This window comes from Enterobacter sp. WI-ESBL-E8 (assembly GCF_053364895.1).
Window position 1 is genome coordinate 1 of sequence record NZ_JBRWXJ010000002.1, and the last position, 18887, is coordinate 18887.

General features: G+C 49.1%; 17 protein-coding genes. 7 read left to right on the forward strand and 10 right to left on the reverse strand.

Going from position 1 to position 18887, the window contains the following annotated elements; translation table 11 throughout:
* Together repA and ACWHWP_RS23805 are read left to right on the forward strand one after the other, a co-directional pair.
* The coding region (repA, locus tag ACWHWP_RS23800; RefSeq protein WP_447856769.1) for a plasmid replication initiator RepA at nt 1-1014 on the forward strand (1014 nt) is incomplete at its 5' end.
* Nucleotides 1015-1904: 890 nt separating this feature from the next.
* Complete coding sequence (locus tag ACWHWP_RS23805; RefSeq protein ID WP_047650691.1) at nt 1905-2708, forward strand: DUF4225 domain-containing protein; 804 nt, start codon at nt 1905-1907, stop codon at nt 2706-2708.
* Here ACWHWP_RS23805 and ACWHWP_RS23810 read toward each other — a convergent pair.
* The 6 genes from ACWHWP_RS23810 to ACWHWP_RS23835 form a co-directional block, all read right to left on the reverse strand.
* Entirely contained in the window at nt 2686-3009 is a 324-nt protein-coding gene (locus tag ACWHWP_RS23810) for a hypothetical protein (RefSeq protein WP_447724487.1), read from the reverse strand. The genes ACWHWP_RS23805 and ACWHWP_RS23810 overlap by 23 nt on opposite strands.
* A gap of 14 nt (nt 3010-3023) precedes the next feature.
* The gene (locus ACWHWP_RS23815; RefSeq protein WP_447724485.1) at nt 3024-3794 is read right to left on the reverse strand and encodes a TraX family protein; all 771 of its coding nucleotides are present in this window, start codon (nt 3792-3794) and stop codon (nt 3024-3026) included.
* A 349-nt stretch (nt 3795-4143) separates the two neighbouring features.
* The gene (locus tag ACWHWP_RS23820; RefSeq protein ID WP_447724483.1) at nt 4144-4641 is read right to left on the reverse strand and encodes a hypothetical protein; all 498 of its coding nucleotides are present in this window, start codon (nt 4639-4641) and stop codon (nt 4144-4146) included.
* Nucleotides 4642-4660: 19 nt separating this feature from the next.
* Nucleotides 4661-5149, reverse strand: coding sequence for a thermonuclease family protein (locus tag ACWHWP_RS23825; RefSeq protein WP_447724481.1), 489 nt, complete (start codon nt 5147-5149; stop codon nt 4661-4663).
* Between the two features lie 59 nt (nt 5150-5208).
* Nucleotides 5209-5568: a helix-turn-helix domain-containing protein gene (locus tag ACWHWP_RS23830; RefSeq protein WP_029403836.1), complete on the reverse strand. Its 360-nt coding sequence runs from the start codon at nt 5566-5568 to the stop codon at nt 5209-5211.
* A gap of 5 nt (nt 5569-5573) precedes the next feature.
* Nucleotides 5574-5876 carry a type II toxin-antitoxin system HigB family toxin gene (locus tag ACWHWP_RS23835; RefSeq protein WP_029403837.1) on the reverse strand — a complete coding sequence of 101 codons (303 nt, stop codon included), beginning with the start codon at nt 5874-5876 and terminating at the stop codon, nt 5574-5576.
* Nucleotides 5877-6080: 204 nt separating this feature from the next.
* Here ACWHWP_RS23835 and ACWHWP_RS23840 point away from each other — a divergent pair, with 204 nt between their 5' ends.
* Complete coding sequence (locus ACWHWP_RS23840) at nt 6081-6293, forward strand: hypothetical protein (RefSeq protein WP_073001829.1); 213 nt, start codon at nt 6081-6083, stop codon at nt 6291-6293.
* Nucleotides 6294-6374: 81 nt separating this feature from the next.
* Here the strand turns inward: ACWHWP_RS23840 and ACWHWP_RS23845 are convergent, their stop codons facing one another.
* The 3 genes from ACWHWP_RS23845 to ACWHWP_RS23855 all read right to left on the reverse strand — a co-directional run bounded on the left by ACWHWP_RS23845 (nt 6375) and on the right by ACWHWP_RS23855 (nt 8710).
* Nucleotides 6375-7028, reverse strand: coding sequence for a DUF6884 domain-containing protein (locus ACWHWP_RS23845; protein ID WP_447856771.1), 654 nt, complete (start codon nt 7026-7028; stop codon nt 6375-6377).
* Nucleotides 7029-7226: 198 nt separating this feature from the next.
* On the reverse strand, nt 7227-8372 hold the full coding sequence (locus tag ACWHWP_RS23850) for a hypothetical protein (RefSeq protein ID WP_320737907.1): 1146 nt from the start codon (nt 8370-8372) through the stop codon (nt 7227-7229).
* Nucleotides 8373-8461: 89 nt separating this feature from the next.
* A complete protein-coding gene (locus ACWHWP_RS23855) occupies nt 8462-8710 on the reverse strand; it encodes a hypothetical protein (protein WP_073001835.1) in 249 nt (82 codons plus the stop codon).
* A gap of 389 nt (nt 8711-9099) precedes the next feature.
* On the opposite strand from ACWHWP_RS23855, the gene ACWHWP_RS23860 reads away from it, so the two are divergent.
* From ACWHWP_RS23860 to ACWHWP_RS23875, 4 genes are all read left to right on the forward strand, one after another.
* On the forward strand, nt 9100-12309 hold the full coding sequence (locus ACWHWP_RS23860) for a hypothetical protein (RefSeq protein ID WP_447724476.1): 3210 nt from the start codon (nt 9100-9102) through the stop codon (nt 12307-12309).
* Nucleotides 12310-12674: 365 nt separating this feature from the next.
* Nucleotides 12675-13721 carry an SIR2 family protein gene (locus tag ACWHWP_RS23865; protein WP_447856773.1) on the forward strand — a complete coding sequence of 349 codons (1047 nt, stop codon included), beginning with the start codon at nt 12675-12677 and terminating at the stop codon, nt 13719-13721.
* A complete protein-coding gene (locus tag ACWHWP_RS23870) occupies nt 13718-15526 on the forward strand; it encodes an ATP-binding protein (RefSeq protein WP_447724472.1) in 1809 nt (602 codons plus the stop codon). The genes ACWHWP_RS23865 and ACWHWP_RS23870 overlap by 4 nt, the downstream gene beginning before the upstream one ends.
* A 396-nt stretch (nt 15527-15922) precedes the next feature.
* Nucleotides 15923-17263 carry a hypothetical protein gene (locus ACWHWP_RS23875; RefSeq protein ID WP_447724470.1) on the forward strand — a complete coding sequence of 447 codons (1341 nt, stop codon included), beginning with the start codon at nt 15923-15925 and terminating at the stop codon, nt 17261-17263.
* A 57-nt stretch (nt 17264-17320) separates the two neighbouring features.
* Here ACWHWP_RS23875 and ACWHWP_RS23880 read toward each other — a convergent pair whose 3' ends face one another.
* Nucleotides 17321-18307, reverse strand: coding sequence for a hypothetical protein (locus ACWHWP_RS23880; RefSeq protein WP_447724468.1), 987 nt, complete (start codon nt 18305-18307; stop codon nt 17321-17323).
* Between the last annotated feature and the right edge of the window lie 580 nt (nt 18308-18887).

Consider the following 18887-nt stretch of genomic DNA (forward strand, 5'->3'; position numbering starts at 1 on the left):
GTGAATGAGAATCAGATTTCTGTTTACTGGTCAGATCTACCGAAAGATGAGCTAACCCGTTTCTGGCAGGATGTCGATGCCGGCACTCAGGGTAATTTCCTCATTGCACCGGTCAAAAAACTGACCCGCCGCAAACGCGGTGAGCATTCCACAAAAGCCAAATGTGAGAACCCGGCCTGGTATCGCCCGGAGCATTATAAAAAGCTCTCCGGACAGCTCGGTCATGCCTACAATCGCCTGGTGAAAAAAGATAAAGAAACCGGGCAGGTCAGCCTGCGCATGCATGTTTCTCGTCACCCTCTCTATGTCGCCGGCCGCCGTAAGGCGGGACGTAAATATGGCTTCCGTCCGGAACGTCAGCGCCTGCTCGATGCGCTCTGGCCAGTGCTCATCAGCTTCTGTGATGCCGGCAAGCATACCGTCGGCATGTGTATCTCCCGTCTTGCAAAAGAACTCAGTGCAAAGGACGCAAAAGGCAATGTCATTCCTGAAACGGAGGTGACGGTGTCACGCCTTTCACGGCTTATTGAGGAACAGGTACGGTTTGGCGTTCTGGGTCTCGCGGAAGAACGCGCCTGGGATCGTGAATCCCGCACCTGGCTGCCAACGTATGTCTATATCACCCCTGTGGGATTCCAGATGCTGGGCGTCGATATGGACAAGCTGTTTAAAGAGCAGGAGAAGAAGCTCCGTCAGAGCGCCGAGCGTGAGCAGCTGATGCGGGAAGGGGTGATGAGCGAACATGATGATGTTCAGGCCCACTCTGCGCGGAAATGCTGGTCTGGCCGTAAGCGTCAGGAGGCACTCGTTTACCGCCGCAAAAAAGGCGCGGAGCGTAAACGTGCCAACAACCTGATTAAGCTGCCGGCAGATGAACGACTCCATGCAATGTCTGAATGGATTTATCGCACCATGCCGCCTGACGAAGCGTACTGGTGCACATCTGAGCGCCTGAAGGCTCTGGCCATCCAGCATCTTTACCAGCTGGATCTGGCGCTTTCTCCACCAGACTAGTCACAGACGACACAACAGTCTTCCTGTTTACAGGCCCCTCACCGGGGCTTTTCGTGCTTGTTTTTTTTCGGCCATTCTGCTCATTTTTCATCCTTCACTCCTTTCTTCTTCCGGTCACCATGACGTTCTGCCGGTCGTTATGGCTCGCAATGGCCACAGTCTCTTTTTTTTACACAGAAATCCGCAAACGAATAAGTGAAGTAACCCGGAAATGAATAAAAGACATTCCGCAAAACGGTCTTACTTCACCTTTTTTATCTCTCTGTTCATTACATTCCAGAGTAGATCTTTGTCTTCGGCCACTCTGTGGATAATGTAAAATGCCTTCGCGTGCAGCGGCCTCACGGCCGCGCGCTCAGAAGGAAATCAAAAGTACCTCCCGTCGCAAGCGCCGGGCCCCGTTCTCGCCAGAACCAGGCACCGCATACATACCTGACCCCTGCTAAACCGACGCCGCCCCGGCCCGAAGGGCCGGAACACCATCGCTTTAAGAGGGATGTTGTAACTAGAAGTAAGAGCTGCTGCAGTTAGCGTAGCGGCAAGCCCTCTGTACACGCTCGTAAGCGCCTCACGGCGCTAACGCGGAGATACAGCCCGTCAGCGGCCTCTGGCCTCGACGTGCTCACTCCGACCGCGCACATCACTACCAGGCGTGGCGGTTAACGGGTATGGCTCTGCAGGGTAAGGGATGGGACAGGCAGAACCTTTCAAACCGCAGCGGCTTACGCCGGTCACGGCGCCCGTCGGCATTCTCTCCCTGTCTGGCCTCAGCTGGCGCCTCCATGCCGCGATGCGGCATCAGTGAGTTCTGTAGGACAGCGTGCCCATTTTTTGTTGTCAAAACTCGTTTCGGGAATATGCTTTCAGAAACAGATAAGCGAGGCGATAAAATGGACACGTTGCTTTTACCCGGCCAGAATCCCCGTGCCTGGGCCGAAACCATGATCAACCTGGAGGCCCGGAAACTGGTGAATACGGCCAACACGGTGGCGGCTATGCATCTCCAGGATGGTTTCATCCGGATTCAGTTTGTGGATGAGATCAGGGCATTCATCATGGCCCAGTTTGAGGCCGCGCGCCGGGCGAAAACGGATGATGACTGTATGGCCTGTCTGCGGGCCTTACGGGCTGAGAATACCAGCCTGCTGGAGCAGTCCCGATCGCTAAAAACCGGCTATGCAAAACTCTATGCTGAGGTGAAGGTTGTCCGGGACGAGAACAAAATTGTGGGCTACATCATTTCAGCGGTCGACGTCGTGGTGGCCGGTGCGGCCATCTTTGGTGGGATCGTCATGATGTCCTCCATGACGCCGGTGGGCGTGGTGGCCGGTGCCGTGATTGTTGTTAACGGGCTTAACACTATTTCACGTGAGGCCGCACACAACCTCCTCGGTGATAAGCAGACGGAGGGAATTTTCGCTGACGGCTCGATGGAGGTCGCAGAATTCCTCGGCTTCAGCCGGCAGCAGGGGCTGGGAACCTACAAGGCTGTCACACTCTTCAGCGAAGTCTACGGCGCGTATGGCCTGAGGCTGAAACCCGAAGCACAACGGCTGTGGTACTGGACCAGGCCCGATTTCTTCAGGAAAGTATCCGGCACGCCACGTCCCGCAATGGCGCTTAAAATTGCGGGATGGGGGGTTAAAGCCAAAGTGGCGCTTGATTTACTGACTATTGAGCCTTCCGGGAAATAGTCTTCTTCAGGCGGAATGCTTTCCAGCCCAGTACAGGTGGGAAGGTCACCCAGGCAATGATCAGGACTACAAGGGAACTCATTCCCCCGGAAAGAATGTGTGTCCGGCTGCCGGCAATGAGGGTGACCAGCATAACCAGAACCAGCGCGACAGTGATCCATACCGACACCCGGAAGCGCCGAGAGAGCGCATCGATGAGATGCTGCATGGTGCCTCCGCCTGCTGCAAGCCTGCCCAGTAAATTGTCCACTTCGCTCTTGCTGAAACCTGCCTCAAGCAGCTCTTTCTCACTGATAGCCATCACGTCCTCCCTAATCAGGCGAAAGTATACTGTACCAGACCAATAATCCCCAGGTGACCGGCGTAAGCATGATAAAAGAAATTACGCGGCATGAAACGCCTGCGGCCCTCCGGACAGATTTGCCTGCAGAATGAAACCACCACCAGGGGGAATACCAGAGTAGGCAGCGTGGCCAGTAATAATGTTTCTGCGGGCATATCCAGGAGATGCGATAACCCGTTTAAACAAATCAGTGACAGCACGGCAGCGAGGGCTGCCAGCCGCTGCACTCCGGGTGTATCGCTGCCAGAAACCGTTGCCATACTGATGGCCAGCGTTATTCCTGCCAGCCCGTAGCTTGCCGGCTGCAGTGGCCAAATCATGAGGGCCAGGAGCAGATATCCCGCAAACATTCCTTTCCGGCCGTGCCGGTACTGCAGGGCAAGCAGCTGCGTGACGCCGGCAAACACGAACAGAATGTTCAGGGCCCACCAGGGCTGCTGATGCCAGAAGGCCAGGCTGAACACCGGCTGGGTGATGACTGCCCAGATCCACAGACGACTGGCTCTCTTCTGAAGTCGTTCCGGGGTGCGCTGTACGTTCATCGCCCATATAAGCGTGAACAGGGGGAAGGCCATCCGGCCAAGCGCATACATCACCGGCAAGGCTGGCGACAGAAACACCGTATTGATGTGGTCGATAATCATGGCCAGAAGTGCGAGAAGTTTGACCATATCGAGAGCTGCGGGACTGAGCTGGCTGGCGTTCCGGATAGTGGGAAGAACGTCGGGTACTGAACGATTCATGCTGTAGATTCCCCTGGCGACACGCGGTTAACAGCCAGCCCTGAACATAATGCCAGAATGCCCTGCCGGTTTGCGTTGTGACCCTGATCTTTAGTTTCTCCAGAATCTTGCGCACCGCAAATTCTGATTTATCACGCAGCACGCGCATTGCGCCTGCCACATCCTTATTCTGAATACAAATACTTAAAATATGAAAATCGTTCACACCGCCCCCTTTCTTACACTCTTATTATCGGCTGCATGAATATTATATTTAGCGGAGTAGGAAATTTCCTAATTAAATTTTCATATTAACGTTCTAAACCTTAGTCAATTTATCGACTCATTTTTAGTGATGTAAGACCGTTCATTAATTATCTGTATTGTTTGCTTTAGTCTTTGCCCTGACCAGAGCAAAATCCTCACGAATAGATTTGGCGGCAGGCTTCCACCCTTTAGCCCACTCCTCGTTCATTCGGCCTTCACTGACAATTTTCAGGGTAATGGCATAAGGGGTACGCTGTAGTTTCTGCGACAGCCAGAGTATATGATCATCGATTCTATCATCCGGAATATCAGAAATAATCGAATGAATAAGGTCCAGGTCCTCCGGCGCCCACGGTTTTCCGGAACGCGGAAATACTTCATCCGGAAGGCGTGGTTTTTTTTCCTTTTCTTCTTTCACCTGCTTTCTGGCTTCTTTTTCAGCTGTGATGAGGCGCTGCCGTTCTGTTAACCCACCCAGGGTTGCAACCGTCCTGACCATATTTTCGCGCTGCTCACGCGTAATATTGACTTCACCGCATATAATGGCATTTAACGTATCGATAAGAATTTCCAGTTTGCTTTCGGTTAATTTTAACGTCATTCAGAAATCTCCTTAATCATTATTCTTTTTTTAGCCCATTCTGATGCAGGCTACGCCAGCGCCAGGGCTCAGTCTGACCCGGTTCTGACCAGAGTCCGACTGACTGAAGGCGGGCTTCGGCCTCCAGAACAGCGTAGTCTGGCCGGACGGGTTTTCCGTGGTAACGGTATGCCCAGGCCAGACCTTTACGTACCTGTTCGGCATTTACATCCGTCATACCAAGCCATATGGTACCCAGCAGGCGTCCATAGCGATCCGTTTCACTTCCCTTGACGGTTACGGGCCGCTGAGCCACCATCGATGACAGTTCCTGACGGGAACGCTGGCCAAAGGGTTGACTCTTTTCCGGCGCATCGATGCCAGCCAGGCGAACACGCGTCAGTTGGTTTCCTGGCTCAAGTATCTCAACGGTATCCCCGTCCAGCACGCGCACAATCCGGCCGCTGATATCGGCACTGGCCGAAAACGCCACAACGAACAGGACCAGTGAGCAGAACTTCCGTTTCATTATTTAATATCCCCGGTTGCATACCCTGCGGGTATTAAGCTCGTAAATTTCAACCCGGCTTATCCTCCAACGAGGCTTTTTAAAGGAATACCAAACATTGAATGTAATTTCCGGATCATGGGCAGCGTCAGATTACGTTTGCGGTTAAGCACTTCATAGACCCGGTTAGATTTTCCGATCGCCGGCTCAAGATCTTTTACCGTCAGTCCCTGCTGTTCCATCCTGAACTTAATAGCTTCAATCGGGTCCGGGGCTTCGATAGGAAAGTGTTTGTTTTCGTATTCATTAATCAGTACGCACATGATTTCAAAAAAGTCTCCCTCCGGGGTATCTGCAGGAGGTTCGTTATCAAACATAGGCTCCACAGCGCGTAACGCGGCTTCATAGTCCTGTTCAGTTTTAATTGGTTTAATCTGCATAGGGTTTACTCCAGGCTGACAGTTTCAGCATCTATTTTGTCATATTCTTTATGCGTACCAATGAATTTGATAAACATCCATCCTCGCTGGTATGCAATCGCAACAATTAACCGATAGTCATTTCCCTTAATATTAAAAACCACTCGCCTGTTTTTAAGAATACTGGCACTGCGGTATTGTTCTTTGATTTCTGCCGGGGTTTTCCATTCAGCTTTACTGGCCTCATCTACCCAGGCTTTTAGCGGCTGCTCTGCATCGGGATTCGCCGTCCAGAAATCCCTCAGTGTCTTGATAGCGATTATCTTCATGTCATAATGATAGTCCCATTTTAGGACTATCTCAAGTATTTTGTCCCGTGATGGGACTTTAATCTATCTGAAGATACATTCCAGAGTGTCAGCGCCGGCTAAACCTGTACTGTAATTTCATATTTTTTGGTTGCCTGCCTGCCGTCGTGACAGAAGCCTAGGTTACACAAGGCTCAGGATTCCCCTGTGCCACTGGAGGTATCTATGATGAATTATCAGATGACGCTGAACGAACTCGTTACCGCCACAGAACAGGCCAGAGAGAACTACCGGCGGCGTGGTACGTTGATATGCAGAATGCTCTATGAATTCTGGTATGTACGGCTGGGAACGGAGGCTTTCGATCAACAGACGCTGACGCTTCGGTGTCCGCTTGCACTGGAAGAAATGTACCGCCTGGCAATTCAAGCGCCGTAGAACTGTTCTGTTACAGGCAGAGCCGCGAAAGCGGCTTTTGTAGACACTTCCCTGCACTGCTTTTCTGGTGTGCAGCTCCACTCAGCCAATGAGCTGCAGGGCATAACTGATATTGAGGCCCGTCAAATTGGTATTGAGGGCCTTCATCATGTCTGCACTCGTATACTTGATATTGCCCTTCAGGCTTCCCTGATAGCCTTTTGACGTGACCACTGCCAGTTGTTCCGGATTGCAGAGAGCTTTCATGCCGGCGATCAGATCTGACTCAACGGCACGCAGATAAAGCGGGGAGGCCGCCACCACAAACCGATCGGCAGGCCTTGACTGCATCAGCTTCTTCAGTGAGGTACACCGTCGTTCCGAAGGTGGATGCGTTGTCAGCCGCTCCCAGTGAGTGCGATGGCAGAACGGCATCATAGAGAACGTCGCTTCATACGGGACCACGGGATCAGAGACATGCAGTAGCCCCAGGCCTGCGGATATAATCCACATCTCAGCACCACTACGCGCCGCAGCTGCAGCTGCCCTGCTCCAGTGCTGGCCTGTATACAGCTCGCCGGCAGTCATGGGGGGCGATCCGCGACGGGCCTGCGCCAGTCTCTCCATCCAGAGCCCGTAAGCTCTCTCCACGTCACGTTCATCCGGAAACACAGCATCACCTGCAGCCACAGTTTTGCGGCGCGTGCAGGTGACGATGAGATGGACGTCAGGTCGCGAAATATAACAGACAGGCATTATTTTTCAGCTGGTTTACGAAGCTTCTGAAGGAGCAAAATTTCCTTGTCATTCAGCTCCTCCCCATTCTTCAGCTTTTTAAATATTATCTTGTATCTCTTCGCTCTTCTCCATGTATGAATACTGACCAGCACTGCGGTTGATGCAATTATCATGGCGATAATTGATATGTAAATCGATGTATTTTCAGGCAATTTTCTATTCCTCATGCGGACGAGGGAATGAAGACGTACCGGCTACTGCTCCGGCGTCGTTCCACACAATCACCGTGGCCAGATGTTCCGCCACCTCCTGCCCCGTGTAGCCGGCCAGGATCGCCAGCGCCCGGGCGCCCGCGTCACGGGACAGCGGACTGCAGAACCCGAATGCGTCCGTCATCAGGAGCCACTGCAGACGTTCCGTCCAGCGCTCGTCAGATCTGCGGACCGGTGAAAACACAATCTCCGTCAGCTGCCCGCGGTTGCAGTACAGCTGTCGCTGCTCCAGTTCATCCAGCAGGCTGTTCAGCTCGCGCCGGTCAGCGTCTTCCTGATCCATCAGCGGCCAGCGGATGCGGTGCCACTGCAGCTCCTGCGCCTGGTCGCCCGTGAACCCCGCGCGCGCCAGCAGGTCGGCCAGCGCGGCCTGCGTGTCTTCCTCATAACCGGCAGCCGTGAGCGGGCTTTCGCGCAGAACGTGCAGCAGCCGCGCCGGTGCCGGCACAGCCCGGAGGGCTTCCTCAGGGCTCACTACGTCAAGGCGAATACCCTCAGTCAGCCCGGTGATCCCCTGTGCCTGCAGCGCGGCGTCCAGCTGGCAGTACCAGGTGCCGGTCAGGTCCGCCGGCGCGGAACCGTCCGGTGTACCCTCCTCCGGCGTGGTGCTTTCATTAACCTGCACCCGCACCGCAATCCCCGCATCGTGGCAGGCCTGCAGCCAGGCGGCGACCTCCAGGGGATCGCCCGCCAGGCGCGTCAGCTGCCCGGCCGTGTTCCAAAGCTGCAGGCAGGTGGTGCCGTCAAGACGGATAACGTAGTCACCCCGGCAGGCCATGTGCCAGCGATCGCCCAGCTCCACCGGCCGGTCGTCAGCTTCCTCTGCCTGGCTGTGCGGGACCAGGGGCAGAACCCGCACTTCCGTGGCACGCTGTTCGGCCAGCTGGCTGGCCTGTTCTTCTGCAAGGATGGGAGTGGCCAGCGTCCGGCCTGCATCCGTCAGCTCCACGGCCAGCTGCATGTTTTGCGCACGCAGGGTGCGCAGCCAGCCCGCGGCTTCCATACGCCGGCAGGAGGCGCGCAGGTTCGGCCCGTATACCGGACCATGCCCCCCGTCGGTCAGCAGACGTTCAATGAGGCGGGTAGGCACGGGTGTTCCGGGATGGCGTGCCTCGAGGGCGGCCAGCACGATCAGCACCCGTCGCTGCAGCGGCGACGGACGTCGGGATTTTTCCTGCATCATTGTCCCTCATTCCTCTGAGAAATGAGCGTTTTTAGCCGTTTATAGTCTGATTCGACCCGTGTTATGGCCAGGCCTGTGTGTCCGCGCAGTGCCAGGAGATACCAGAAGCGGAGGATGTCATGAGCCTTGTTCACTTCCCAGACATAATGGGTGCCATCCCTGCGAAAATCGCATTGCTTTATTTCCTCCTCTGCCATCTGCGTCATCTGCTCATAGCTGAGCGAAAACAACATTTCTTCATCCATCCTGCACGCTCCGTCTGATAATGTCTGGTTAAGTAAAAAATCATATCTCAAATGATTTTTTAATAAATTGGCAAATATCATATCAGGTATGATTTCATGATTAATGATAAATATCACATTCAGTATGATTTTATGCACTTTGTTTGATTATCATATCTCTTACGGGTTTCCCGCCGCGCAGATCCGAAAAGTTGCTAAACCGGAAAATCACTCCCCTGAGACACAGTTACAGCCTGCCATGAGTAATGAGTCAAACAGACGAATGCGTAAGCTACCGAACAGTGTGTTTGATGGAAGAAAATCCAGGCGTGTGATGCTAAAGTGACTGACTCATATGACCTTTCTCTATCACAGTATATAAACAATAATATTTATATTAATGAGCCAATATGCTTAAAAAAATCCTAGACAGCATTAGCTACCAGACAGATAAGTTCATCCGTGAAAACATTCATGTAAATCAATCTTACATGGCACTGAAATGGAACGGCTTTGAAAAATTACTGGTCTCCGGTTCAAGGCATTACGTTAAGGCAATGCTTATATTGATATCATTTTTTGGGGCCATTTTCATTGTAATGGTCTCAGGTAAAAGCTATATAAAACCATTTATAGCTGAGTGGTTTCCTGAATGGTATACCCTGTTTGACGCCCAGATAAACCTCCTGGGGGGACAGCTTACCATTATAGGTATTGTGTATCCCATGGTCGTTGGCCTTGTCAGTGTGATATTTCAGAGGAAATCAGCACGGAAAATCGTACACGCAGCTTATCAGACCTATTCCGGATTCATGCTGGCAGGTCTGAGCGGGTTATGTCTTTCTGGCTTCATGCTCTGCGGATTATTGCTGAGAACATTCGTTGGAAACTATAACTACGCGATAATTTGTGGAATAAGTATTATATGGATGATGCTTAACATTGCGCTTTCTGTCTGGTTCTTTGTGCAAAGCCTCAGTGTGCTTGACGATGAAAAACGCGAAAGAATGGTGTTACGTTATCTCACTGCCGACATCTTATCAATGCATGTGAGAAGTCAACTGCATAACATTTTTTTAAATAACCCGGTTGAGAGCCAAATTATAAAAAATGATAAATTTAGCAACCTCTCCTTTGAGGATTATTCTTTCGAAAAAGATTACTCAGCTATCAGTAGTGAATCTTCAAAGCAGGAAGTCATTAAAGATATCTATGTGTGGCCATTGAAGATTATTTTATGGCATATAAACATGTATGGACGTGTAAAGAAAAAACAAATAGCAATTGCGTTGTTTTCGAAGCTAGATAGCCGGGATGAGTTTGATACCCTACCCCTGTTTAAAATTAAAAACATCGAGTCTGACCATGTTCTGGTAAATTTATTGACACGTTGTTTCCGCACAGGCATTGCTACTAAACGTAATATCGCAACAGACAGAATAATCAAAGGGCTTTTGGGTGATACCATAGATGCGTTAGCCAGTGCTGATATCAATGCTTTTGACGAGGCTATTGAAGGATTCTGTCGTGACATAACAACTTTTACAGACGGATTTAATTTCAAGCAAGGGCTGCAGGCAGATAATCTTTTGTTATTGGCAGATGACATTTTTTGGGAGCGTAGTTTTACTGATAAATTATATACAGAGCTTTATCAGCTTTTCCGGCAGGCAGTTATACGCATTGATGTATCTGAGAGGTTTTATACTAAGTGTATGAATGTTCCAGTAATGCTGTGTTCTAAAAGAGAAAGCATTTCCTTCAAAGAAATACAGCTTGCTTTGAGGTATACCTTTTATTCGTGGGACATCCTTGTGCGCTGGGGCCATGCCAACACGGGGAGGCTTGATTTAACCCAACGTCAGAGTTATGAGGCCCTTTTGAGGGATTTTGTCGAAATCTGGGAAGGGTGGACTGATGGTCTGAAATACATATCCAAAAAAACTGGTGGTCAGCAGTTATACCATGACTCTCTGAAAGAGCACCTGTTCACGTTACCCGACATAGTCGCATGTGCAGTGCTGTCAGGCGAGTCAGGCTCTGTTGACTGGGCTGTGGACTTAATGAACCGCTGGCTTCATACTGCCCGAGGGTCTGCGGATGGTCATAATACTGCACTGTTCAGCTGGCAGGAGTTTATCGTTACACAGGCAACTCTGGATGGCGAAATTGTTTTCAGTCCAGAAAATACGCCATTAAGAAAACCGGTTGAACTTTCGCAACTCCAGGACTCATTCTATAAGAATACACTGACCGATCTTCGACTCTTAACAGCTGCTTTTATCATTAGCAAGCCCGATGCCTTTCAAAACACACAATGTCAGTTTGCTGTCAGCACTCTGCTTGACGGGAGTCTTGTCGAAAATACCGGTGGTTTTGAACGTTTATCTGAAAAATTGACCAGAAGTTCCGACATTATCGACGTTTTTATCCGTTTGCTTATCTGGAATAAAGCTGACCACGATGAGACATTAAATTCACCCGGGAAAATTATAAGGAAATTATCCTCAGCACATGGTAAAAGCCTGGTAAGCGGGCGCACCTATCTGGGAAGACGTCTCGGGGGAATTGAGGATCTCATTCCCCAGATAGCGGAGTTGTCTGTGTTGCGTTGCGGCGATACAAGTTCTGTTTCACCTAAAATGAAAGCAATTGTTGCTTCTAATCTATTACCATATCAATTATTGCAGAAAATCGTAAGTAATCTTGCATCACTGCATAACGCCATCAATAAACTGACCGGTGCAGTTTTTGTTGCTGACGATGCTTTTACCGAAAAACAACAGAAAGTGTCTGACTTGATACAAGAGTATCTGGACCTTTTTACCAATCATATTCAGCAAGAAATAATACACGCTCCAGTCAGTAGTACAATTCTGGATGGCTTTGGAAGTATTATCTCTGAAATTTTTACAAAAAATTTAAGCAAAAAATTATTGTTTTCTCTCTTTGGAAATATTACACCTGCCCCTGTAGAGAACAGTAATATAATGAGGCGCATCGTTTTCCACATGGACAAGCAGGATGTGACTGACAGATTTTCTCGCAAGATACACGGATTTGAAGAAAATCGTGCATCCTCATTGTTCGACGAGCACGTACTTGATTTGTTACATTTGCTGAGTCGCCAACCAGCTCAACGGTATATTGATGTGACGTCGTTCACCGAACTTCTGAGTGTGGTCCATGATTACGATGACCTCCAGGAAGGTGACTATCTCATTGTGGGTGATGAAAGATTATGGAATCAATTTAATGAGTACAGAGCGAATACTATAGATAGTGTCGAGGGTAAAGAAGATATATTGTTTTATGACGAAGACCGAAAGGTACAGATCCGTGGGAAAGAAAAAAGCTGTTCGCTTTATATCAGGCCTCACTTTGATGCCATTGATGCCCTGCTTGTGAATAAAAACTATTTTGAAGAGTACAAAATCAAAAGTGAGGGCGAGAACATTTTCACTTTTAATGCTGAAGAGGTTGATGGCAAACCACTTGAAATCGCTTTGTATTCTCAATATGAAGGAGAAGCCGTTTTTAGTGGTCAGATTAAGGTCCGCTTTACACTCCGTAAAGACTCTGTCAGTTCACAGGCCTTGACTGATGAAGACGCATCATGAAATGAAAACTGCAAACCATCCGCTGGTCGGGTAGTTACTCCCCCTCACGGCACGCTGCTGCTGAGGGGGAAAAGCTGGCTTTTCTCATTGTTGCCATTTAGGAATTACCATTCCTTGAATTTTGCTCCTCAGGCAATAATTCACTCACCGCAACAATGTGCCAATTTTTGTGACTTTCCGGCAACAATGCTTCTATTCCTTTCCTGAGATCCGAAAAGATGTTAAGCCGGAAGCAATGCAACTGCCTACCTGATTCGTTTAGCTCCGTTCGTATATGAGTCAGGGAATGAAATTTAAACAGGATGCATCACTTGATGAAACATGTAAGATAAATCTTATCTACGATATTTAAGGAAAGGCACAGCGTGGCGACTTATCGGGCTTACTACGGTCAGGACAGAGATCGTGAATATTTTGAACGCATATTTCAGTCAGCAAACATCAATTTCATCATTGGCTCAGGAGCATCACTGCCTGCAATCAGCGTGCTAGGTGATATTGAAAGCGAACTTGAGGCTCTGGTACGCGCCGGAAAGGATGATGAATACTTCAGTAAGTCTGAGTCTTTTTTGGACAATGTATGGAAGGCAAACAACGTCCTCCTTAAGCGAAGCAGGCCCGCAGAGGTCATCCTTCCTGCTTTAATAGATGATGTCGTATCGACACAAAACAATTACGCGAAGTTCATGCGTGCATTAGAAATGCTTCTAACGAGGCGGCGCACTGGATTGCTACCGCGTCGCATCAACCTCTTTACGACTAACTATGATTTATTCATTGAGGATGCGGCGGTTAAAAATAACAACGTCATTCTGAATGATGGATTCCGTCAGCGCGCCGATATTTACAACCGGACGGTATTCGATGCCAAGTGTTTTTATCAGACCATACACGCAACCGGGAACCTTTATAATTACAGCGTGGAACTACCTACGGTGAATCTCATCAAGTTGCATGGATCCCTTTCCTGGCATAGCTATGATAAAGAAATCTACTATTCCATTAAGGATATGAAGCCAGTTGCGTTCAATACACCAAAGGAGAAGCAGGACTGGGTTATGTCTCATCAACTGGTTCTGCCGCGAAAGGATAAATTTCGTGAAACCTTACTTGAAAACGTGTATTACGACCTGCTACGGACTTACTCAAATGAGCTGGATAAAGAAGGCTCTTTGTTTATAGTTTTCGGATTTTCTTTTGCGGATGAGCATATTGAAACCCTCACCAAAAAAGCGCTGCGAAACGCCACGCTCAAGATTGTAATATTCGCCTACAACGAGGCGGCGAAAGACCTATTTCTTGATAAATTCCGTGATTATTCCAACGTTGACGTAGTTTTTACGCCTGGAGCTCCGTTGGACTTCAAAAAGATGAATGAAATTATAACCAGCTTTCTGGGAGGCATGAAATGACCTCCGCTTTTGTTAACGAAGAAGCAGTATTAAGGATCGGTGAGGTTCGTGAAGTGTCGGGCAGAACACTCAGTGTGCTTGTCGATAAAAATAAAAATCTGAGTGACCTTTTCTATCACGGCAAGGTGCTTAAAAATGTTTCAGTGGGCAGTTTCATTGAAATCAAGAAAGGCTTCATGAGTCTGATTGCAAAGGTAGAAACCGAGAAAATTGTCGAGGAAAAAGCACCTGTTGGTAGCGGAAGCGATTCGCTTCGCTTCCGTCGCTATCTTACGGCCTCACTGGCAGGCTACATTGACCGGAACGGGCGCTTTACTGGCGGAACACGCGAGTTGCCCCTTATCGGCAATGAAGTTTTTCTGATGTCTGAGGAACAACTTCATCTTATCCACTCGATCGCACCAGCGGGCGAGGCCGGGCTGAATTTTTCGCGCACCGATCTCGAAGATATTGATATCACACTCCCGATAAACGGCCTTCTTAACTCACACATCGCCATCTTCGGTAATACTGGCAGCGGCAAGTCCAATACTCTGGCCGCGCTTTACCAGCATGGCTATGAAGCCCTGAAAAACTTACTAGGCGAAGGATTCAGGAGTCATTCACGGTTTCTTTTATTTGATTTCAATGGTGAATATGGTGGGAGAAGCTGCATTACGCGCGACAAGGTCGTTTACAATCTTAGCACGCATAATGAAGAGGGTGATCGCATTCCGATGCCTGCTGAGATACTGCTTGAGCATGAGATTCTCTCTGTCCTGACGGATGCTACCGACAAAACGCAGAAACCTTTTCTGAAGCGAGTGCTTGAATTCAAAAAGCGAGTGGAGTCGAAGCAGAACCCTCAGTCCTATTTTCGTGAAATTCTGAAACGGCGGGTCACCGAAACTCTGTTTGGTTGCGAAAAGAAAAAAAGTGACGACCTGATTGATTTATTCCGCCCCGTACTGAAGGACGAAGACCTGATAGCAGATATTGACTTTTTTTATAACAACGGTGGTGTATGGCGAACTAAGACAGGTGTTTACTTTTCTAATGAAGAAAATACGCATCAGTGCAATATGTACCGCAGGGCTCAGAATTATGAATTTCCCGACGATATAATGGAAGAGTTGCTGGACTATATGTATGTTCAGCTAATTATTGAATATCTTTCAAGCCGCTCAAATCCTGAACATCTTTCTCCTGTCATCAACCGAATGGGAGGACTGAAAAAAGATATTCGTAAAATTTTCAATACAGCATCCGGCGGAACCATCTGGGCAGAAACGAACTTTGTTGTCCTGAACCTTAATATGGTCAATCTAACCATGAAAAAAACGCTTCCACTTTTGATGGCCAAATGGGCTTATTCAGCAAAAAAAATGGATAAGGCACCGTCCACTCTCCATCTCATCATAGACGAAGCACACAATATCCTTTCGAACACCTCGTTTAGGGAATCAGAAAGCTGGAAGGATTATCGGCTCGAAACGTTTGAAGAGATAATTAAGGAGGGCAGAAAATTTGGCGTCTTTGTGACGATATCCAGTCAGCGACCAAACGATATCTCCCCGACTATCATTTCTCAGGCACATAACTATTTCATCCACCGGTTGATAAATCAGAACGATCTGTATGCTATTGAAAAATCCGTTTCCTACATAGACCGCATGACTGAAGAATCTATTCCAACGCTTGCAACCGGCACCTGCATATTCAGTGGCGTGATCTGCCCTATGCCACTTAAGCTTCGTATAAACGAGCTGTCTTTCCGCAAAAAGCCGTACAGCCATACGCTTAATTTTGAAGACCTAATGCTTTAGCCACGGCTGCCGCTTCTCTGAGAAGAACGGCAGCCTGTCTACGCGTAAGTGATCCCCGTTCAGTGTGTGCAGCTCAGCTAATGCGGGAATCGCGTCCGGCTCGATCACCTCCATAAACGCCGCCTCGAGCTATAGATTCTTCTTGTAGTACTAGTAGTAATTACAAAAAGTGCTTTTATGCTTTTTAAGCATTGCTTTTGTATTTTTAATAATGTCAGTTTTTATCCCTCACTCCTTTCTTTTCCAGAGATCCGAAAACCCTGAGTTCCGGATCCGCGTGCCTATCAACAACCGCCTCCCTATTTGTGTTGTACTAAGTCATTGTCAGACGGGATAATCATTCTGACGTTGTATGGTCAGTTTATAACGGAAGTTTTACACAGAGAGGGGATGCATATGGTTGAGCGAACGATAGATAACGGAAACTCTGATTTAAAGATGCCTCAATGGAACTGGAATGCCCTGTTCCGGGGAGATTATGAACTGGGGGCATACAATGCCTGCGTGGGAGATAACGGTTGTCCGGACCTTTATTACTACGCTGATGGCTTCGCTGACAGCGTATTCCTGCTTATTGATGCCCTGACAACGGGACACAAAGCAGTGCTGGATACGCTTATTTATCCTATCTGTTTCAATCTACGACACTCTGTGGAACTGACTATAAAGGGGCAGATAGAGGATCTCAGTCAGCTTGCTAAGCTACGAAAAAAGCCGCTTGCGCCTGAGACAGACATAGAAAAAGTGCTTAATCAGCACGATATTATGAACCTGTGGACATTTTTTTCAGGCCATGCAGCCGCGTTTGATCGGCGTTATAAGGAAAAGGTGTCAGCGCTGGAACCTCTCATTCGCTGTATTGGGGAAACAGATCCCACAGGTCAGACGTTTCGCTACAGTTACAGTACTGAAGCCAGGAAACATCTGACAGACGTCAGTGTTATCAACGTGCTGGTCCTGCGTGATCAGTTTCGCGTCATTCGTGAGCAACTGGAAGAACTAACAGGGTTGACTCACTGGCTATGGAAGGAATACTCCACCGGGGTTTTCACTAAAAACCTCAGCCGTAAAGATCTTCATGCTATTGCCGTTCAGTTGCCGCCACGGCATTTATGGTCTGATCCGGCTGCAGGCCTTGATGGCATCAGAGAAACTATCAAATCTGAATACAACATCGGTAGTAAGGAACTGACAGAGGCATTGAAAAAAATTGAAAACTGCAGAGATCTAGCACTTATTATCGGTCTGCCCGTAACTGTTCCGGGATTGACGATGACAGATTTGATAACTCTCAATGACGTCTGGAAAATGGCATGGGATCGCGATGCTCTGAAGGATGAATTACGTAATGACATATCCAGCGTTAGTGATTCACCGATAAAACCGGTGAGTTTACTGGAAGCGACGAAGCATGAAATTAAGATGATGAAAGACACCAAATCCTCACTCACCCACTTTGTGCAATGGTCAACAGCAGAGAGGCTTGCAGGTCTACAGGCATTAATGGATGCCCGGGGTTATCGTTTTAGTGAAGAACATGACAGTCGCTACGAATATTATAAAGAAGAGCTGACTGCAGCTTTTTCTGGCTCTCCGCGAGCTCTTGATGCTGAGATATCCGAGATCTGGTCGCGCAGCATTGGCAGTCGTAATTTTCCTTCACGTTTAATTGATAACCTCAGACTGACTGGGTTTACGCACGAAAGCGCTGGCCTGGAGGAAAACCTCTTTTCCTGAATAAATACCTGTTCAGACAAAAGAAGAAAGGCCACACGGTGGTGGCCTTTACGAAAATCACGCCTGACTGACCGGGATGGTATGGGCATAAGCACGGAGTGTTTCATCGACGCCATCGACCAGGGCACTGGCCAGTTCGCTGAGCGTCTGGGTGTCTCCGATGCGGGCGTCCTCCACGCTGTAACAGTGCAGGGAGCTGATGCCTTCCCTGAACCGGAAGCCCATTCCCAGAACGCTGTTCTGGAAAATGAGCGGCTCGCCATAGCCCGGATCAGGCGTCAGAATGTGGCCATTGCAGTAAGGCAGGCTGAACGCTTTGATGGCGTCAGGCGGCAGCGCACGGGTGTTCGCGGTACGCAGCGTCAGCAGAACCTGCCTCAGTCCCTTTTCACCGCTTTCGTCCTCAAAAATCTCTGCCTGGCTGTAAAAACCTTTTGCCTGTGCCTCAAAGAGGCGTTCTGCGGGATCAAGACCCATGATACTGCGCAGCTGGTTAATCTGACTGTAATAATCCTGACGGCGGTACCACGCGCCCCAGAAGCGGGCGATGCAGGCCCAGAAGGCTTCGATGGTCTGCTCATCCCGGCTGGCAACGTCACAGAACAGGGCAAAATAGAGGGCTGTCCCCCCGTAGAACTGCTGTCCCCGCGGCAGAGCCTGGCTGGCACGCATGCGAAGGTACGGTGCATTACGCAGTAAAATCCGGGTCAGGTCATCTTCCGTCCGGATGCCAAGCAGGTCACGGTAAGCCGCCTCAAACTGCGGAGCCGGGGGCGCACAGTTCCAGGCCGGCAGCACAATACTGCCATTATACTGGGCAATATCCTGATCCAGGGACGCGACAAGCTGGCTCTTGAGACAGAAGACGTGGAGGATGCTGCCCATGCTGGCACTGACCATCTCCCGCAGCAGCGCGGACTGGTTGATATCGCGCGCTCTGGCCACGTCTTTCAGGGCCTGACCCTGATCGGTCGGGATCCCCTTAAGCGAGACCGAGACCGTTCCCTGGGAGTCGGTTTGCTCAGTAGAAGTCTTACTTTCCATAATGAATACCTCTTTGACGGTTTTAATAAAAATTGATAAATGTATTCATGGATTACCAAATTGGTAATCGTAATACCGGATTACTTTCTCTTGGTTGTATTGCCATTGCAAGGTTTTTCTCAAATAGTTTCTCTTTCTCTCGTTAAGATCCGATTTCTGGTGGTTCCGGATCTGCTTTCCTGCCCACAGCGCGCAGCGGCGCAGAAACACAACATGTGCCACTCACTCAGCTGCGTTTTCTTCTATATATAGTGTTTTGCCCCCGTTCCGTGACCCGGCGCGCTGCAGCAGAAAACGCCGCTTTGCTTATTCCGCGTGCGTGGTACACTTCCGGAAACTGCGATATAGCGTAAAAATCGGATCCAACCGGAACGGGCTTCCGGTAATTTAACGGAGTGGCTATATGCCTGCTTATTATCAGTGTAAAAATGATGACGGCAGGGAAAAATCATCATGGTGACAGACGCAGGGTTGTACACAGCCGGTTATGCTGGGCGTCATAATTACCATAAGTGACTATATGGATGGCAATTAAATGCCTTATGCGGATTTACTCAATGACTTTATAAATGCCGGGATG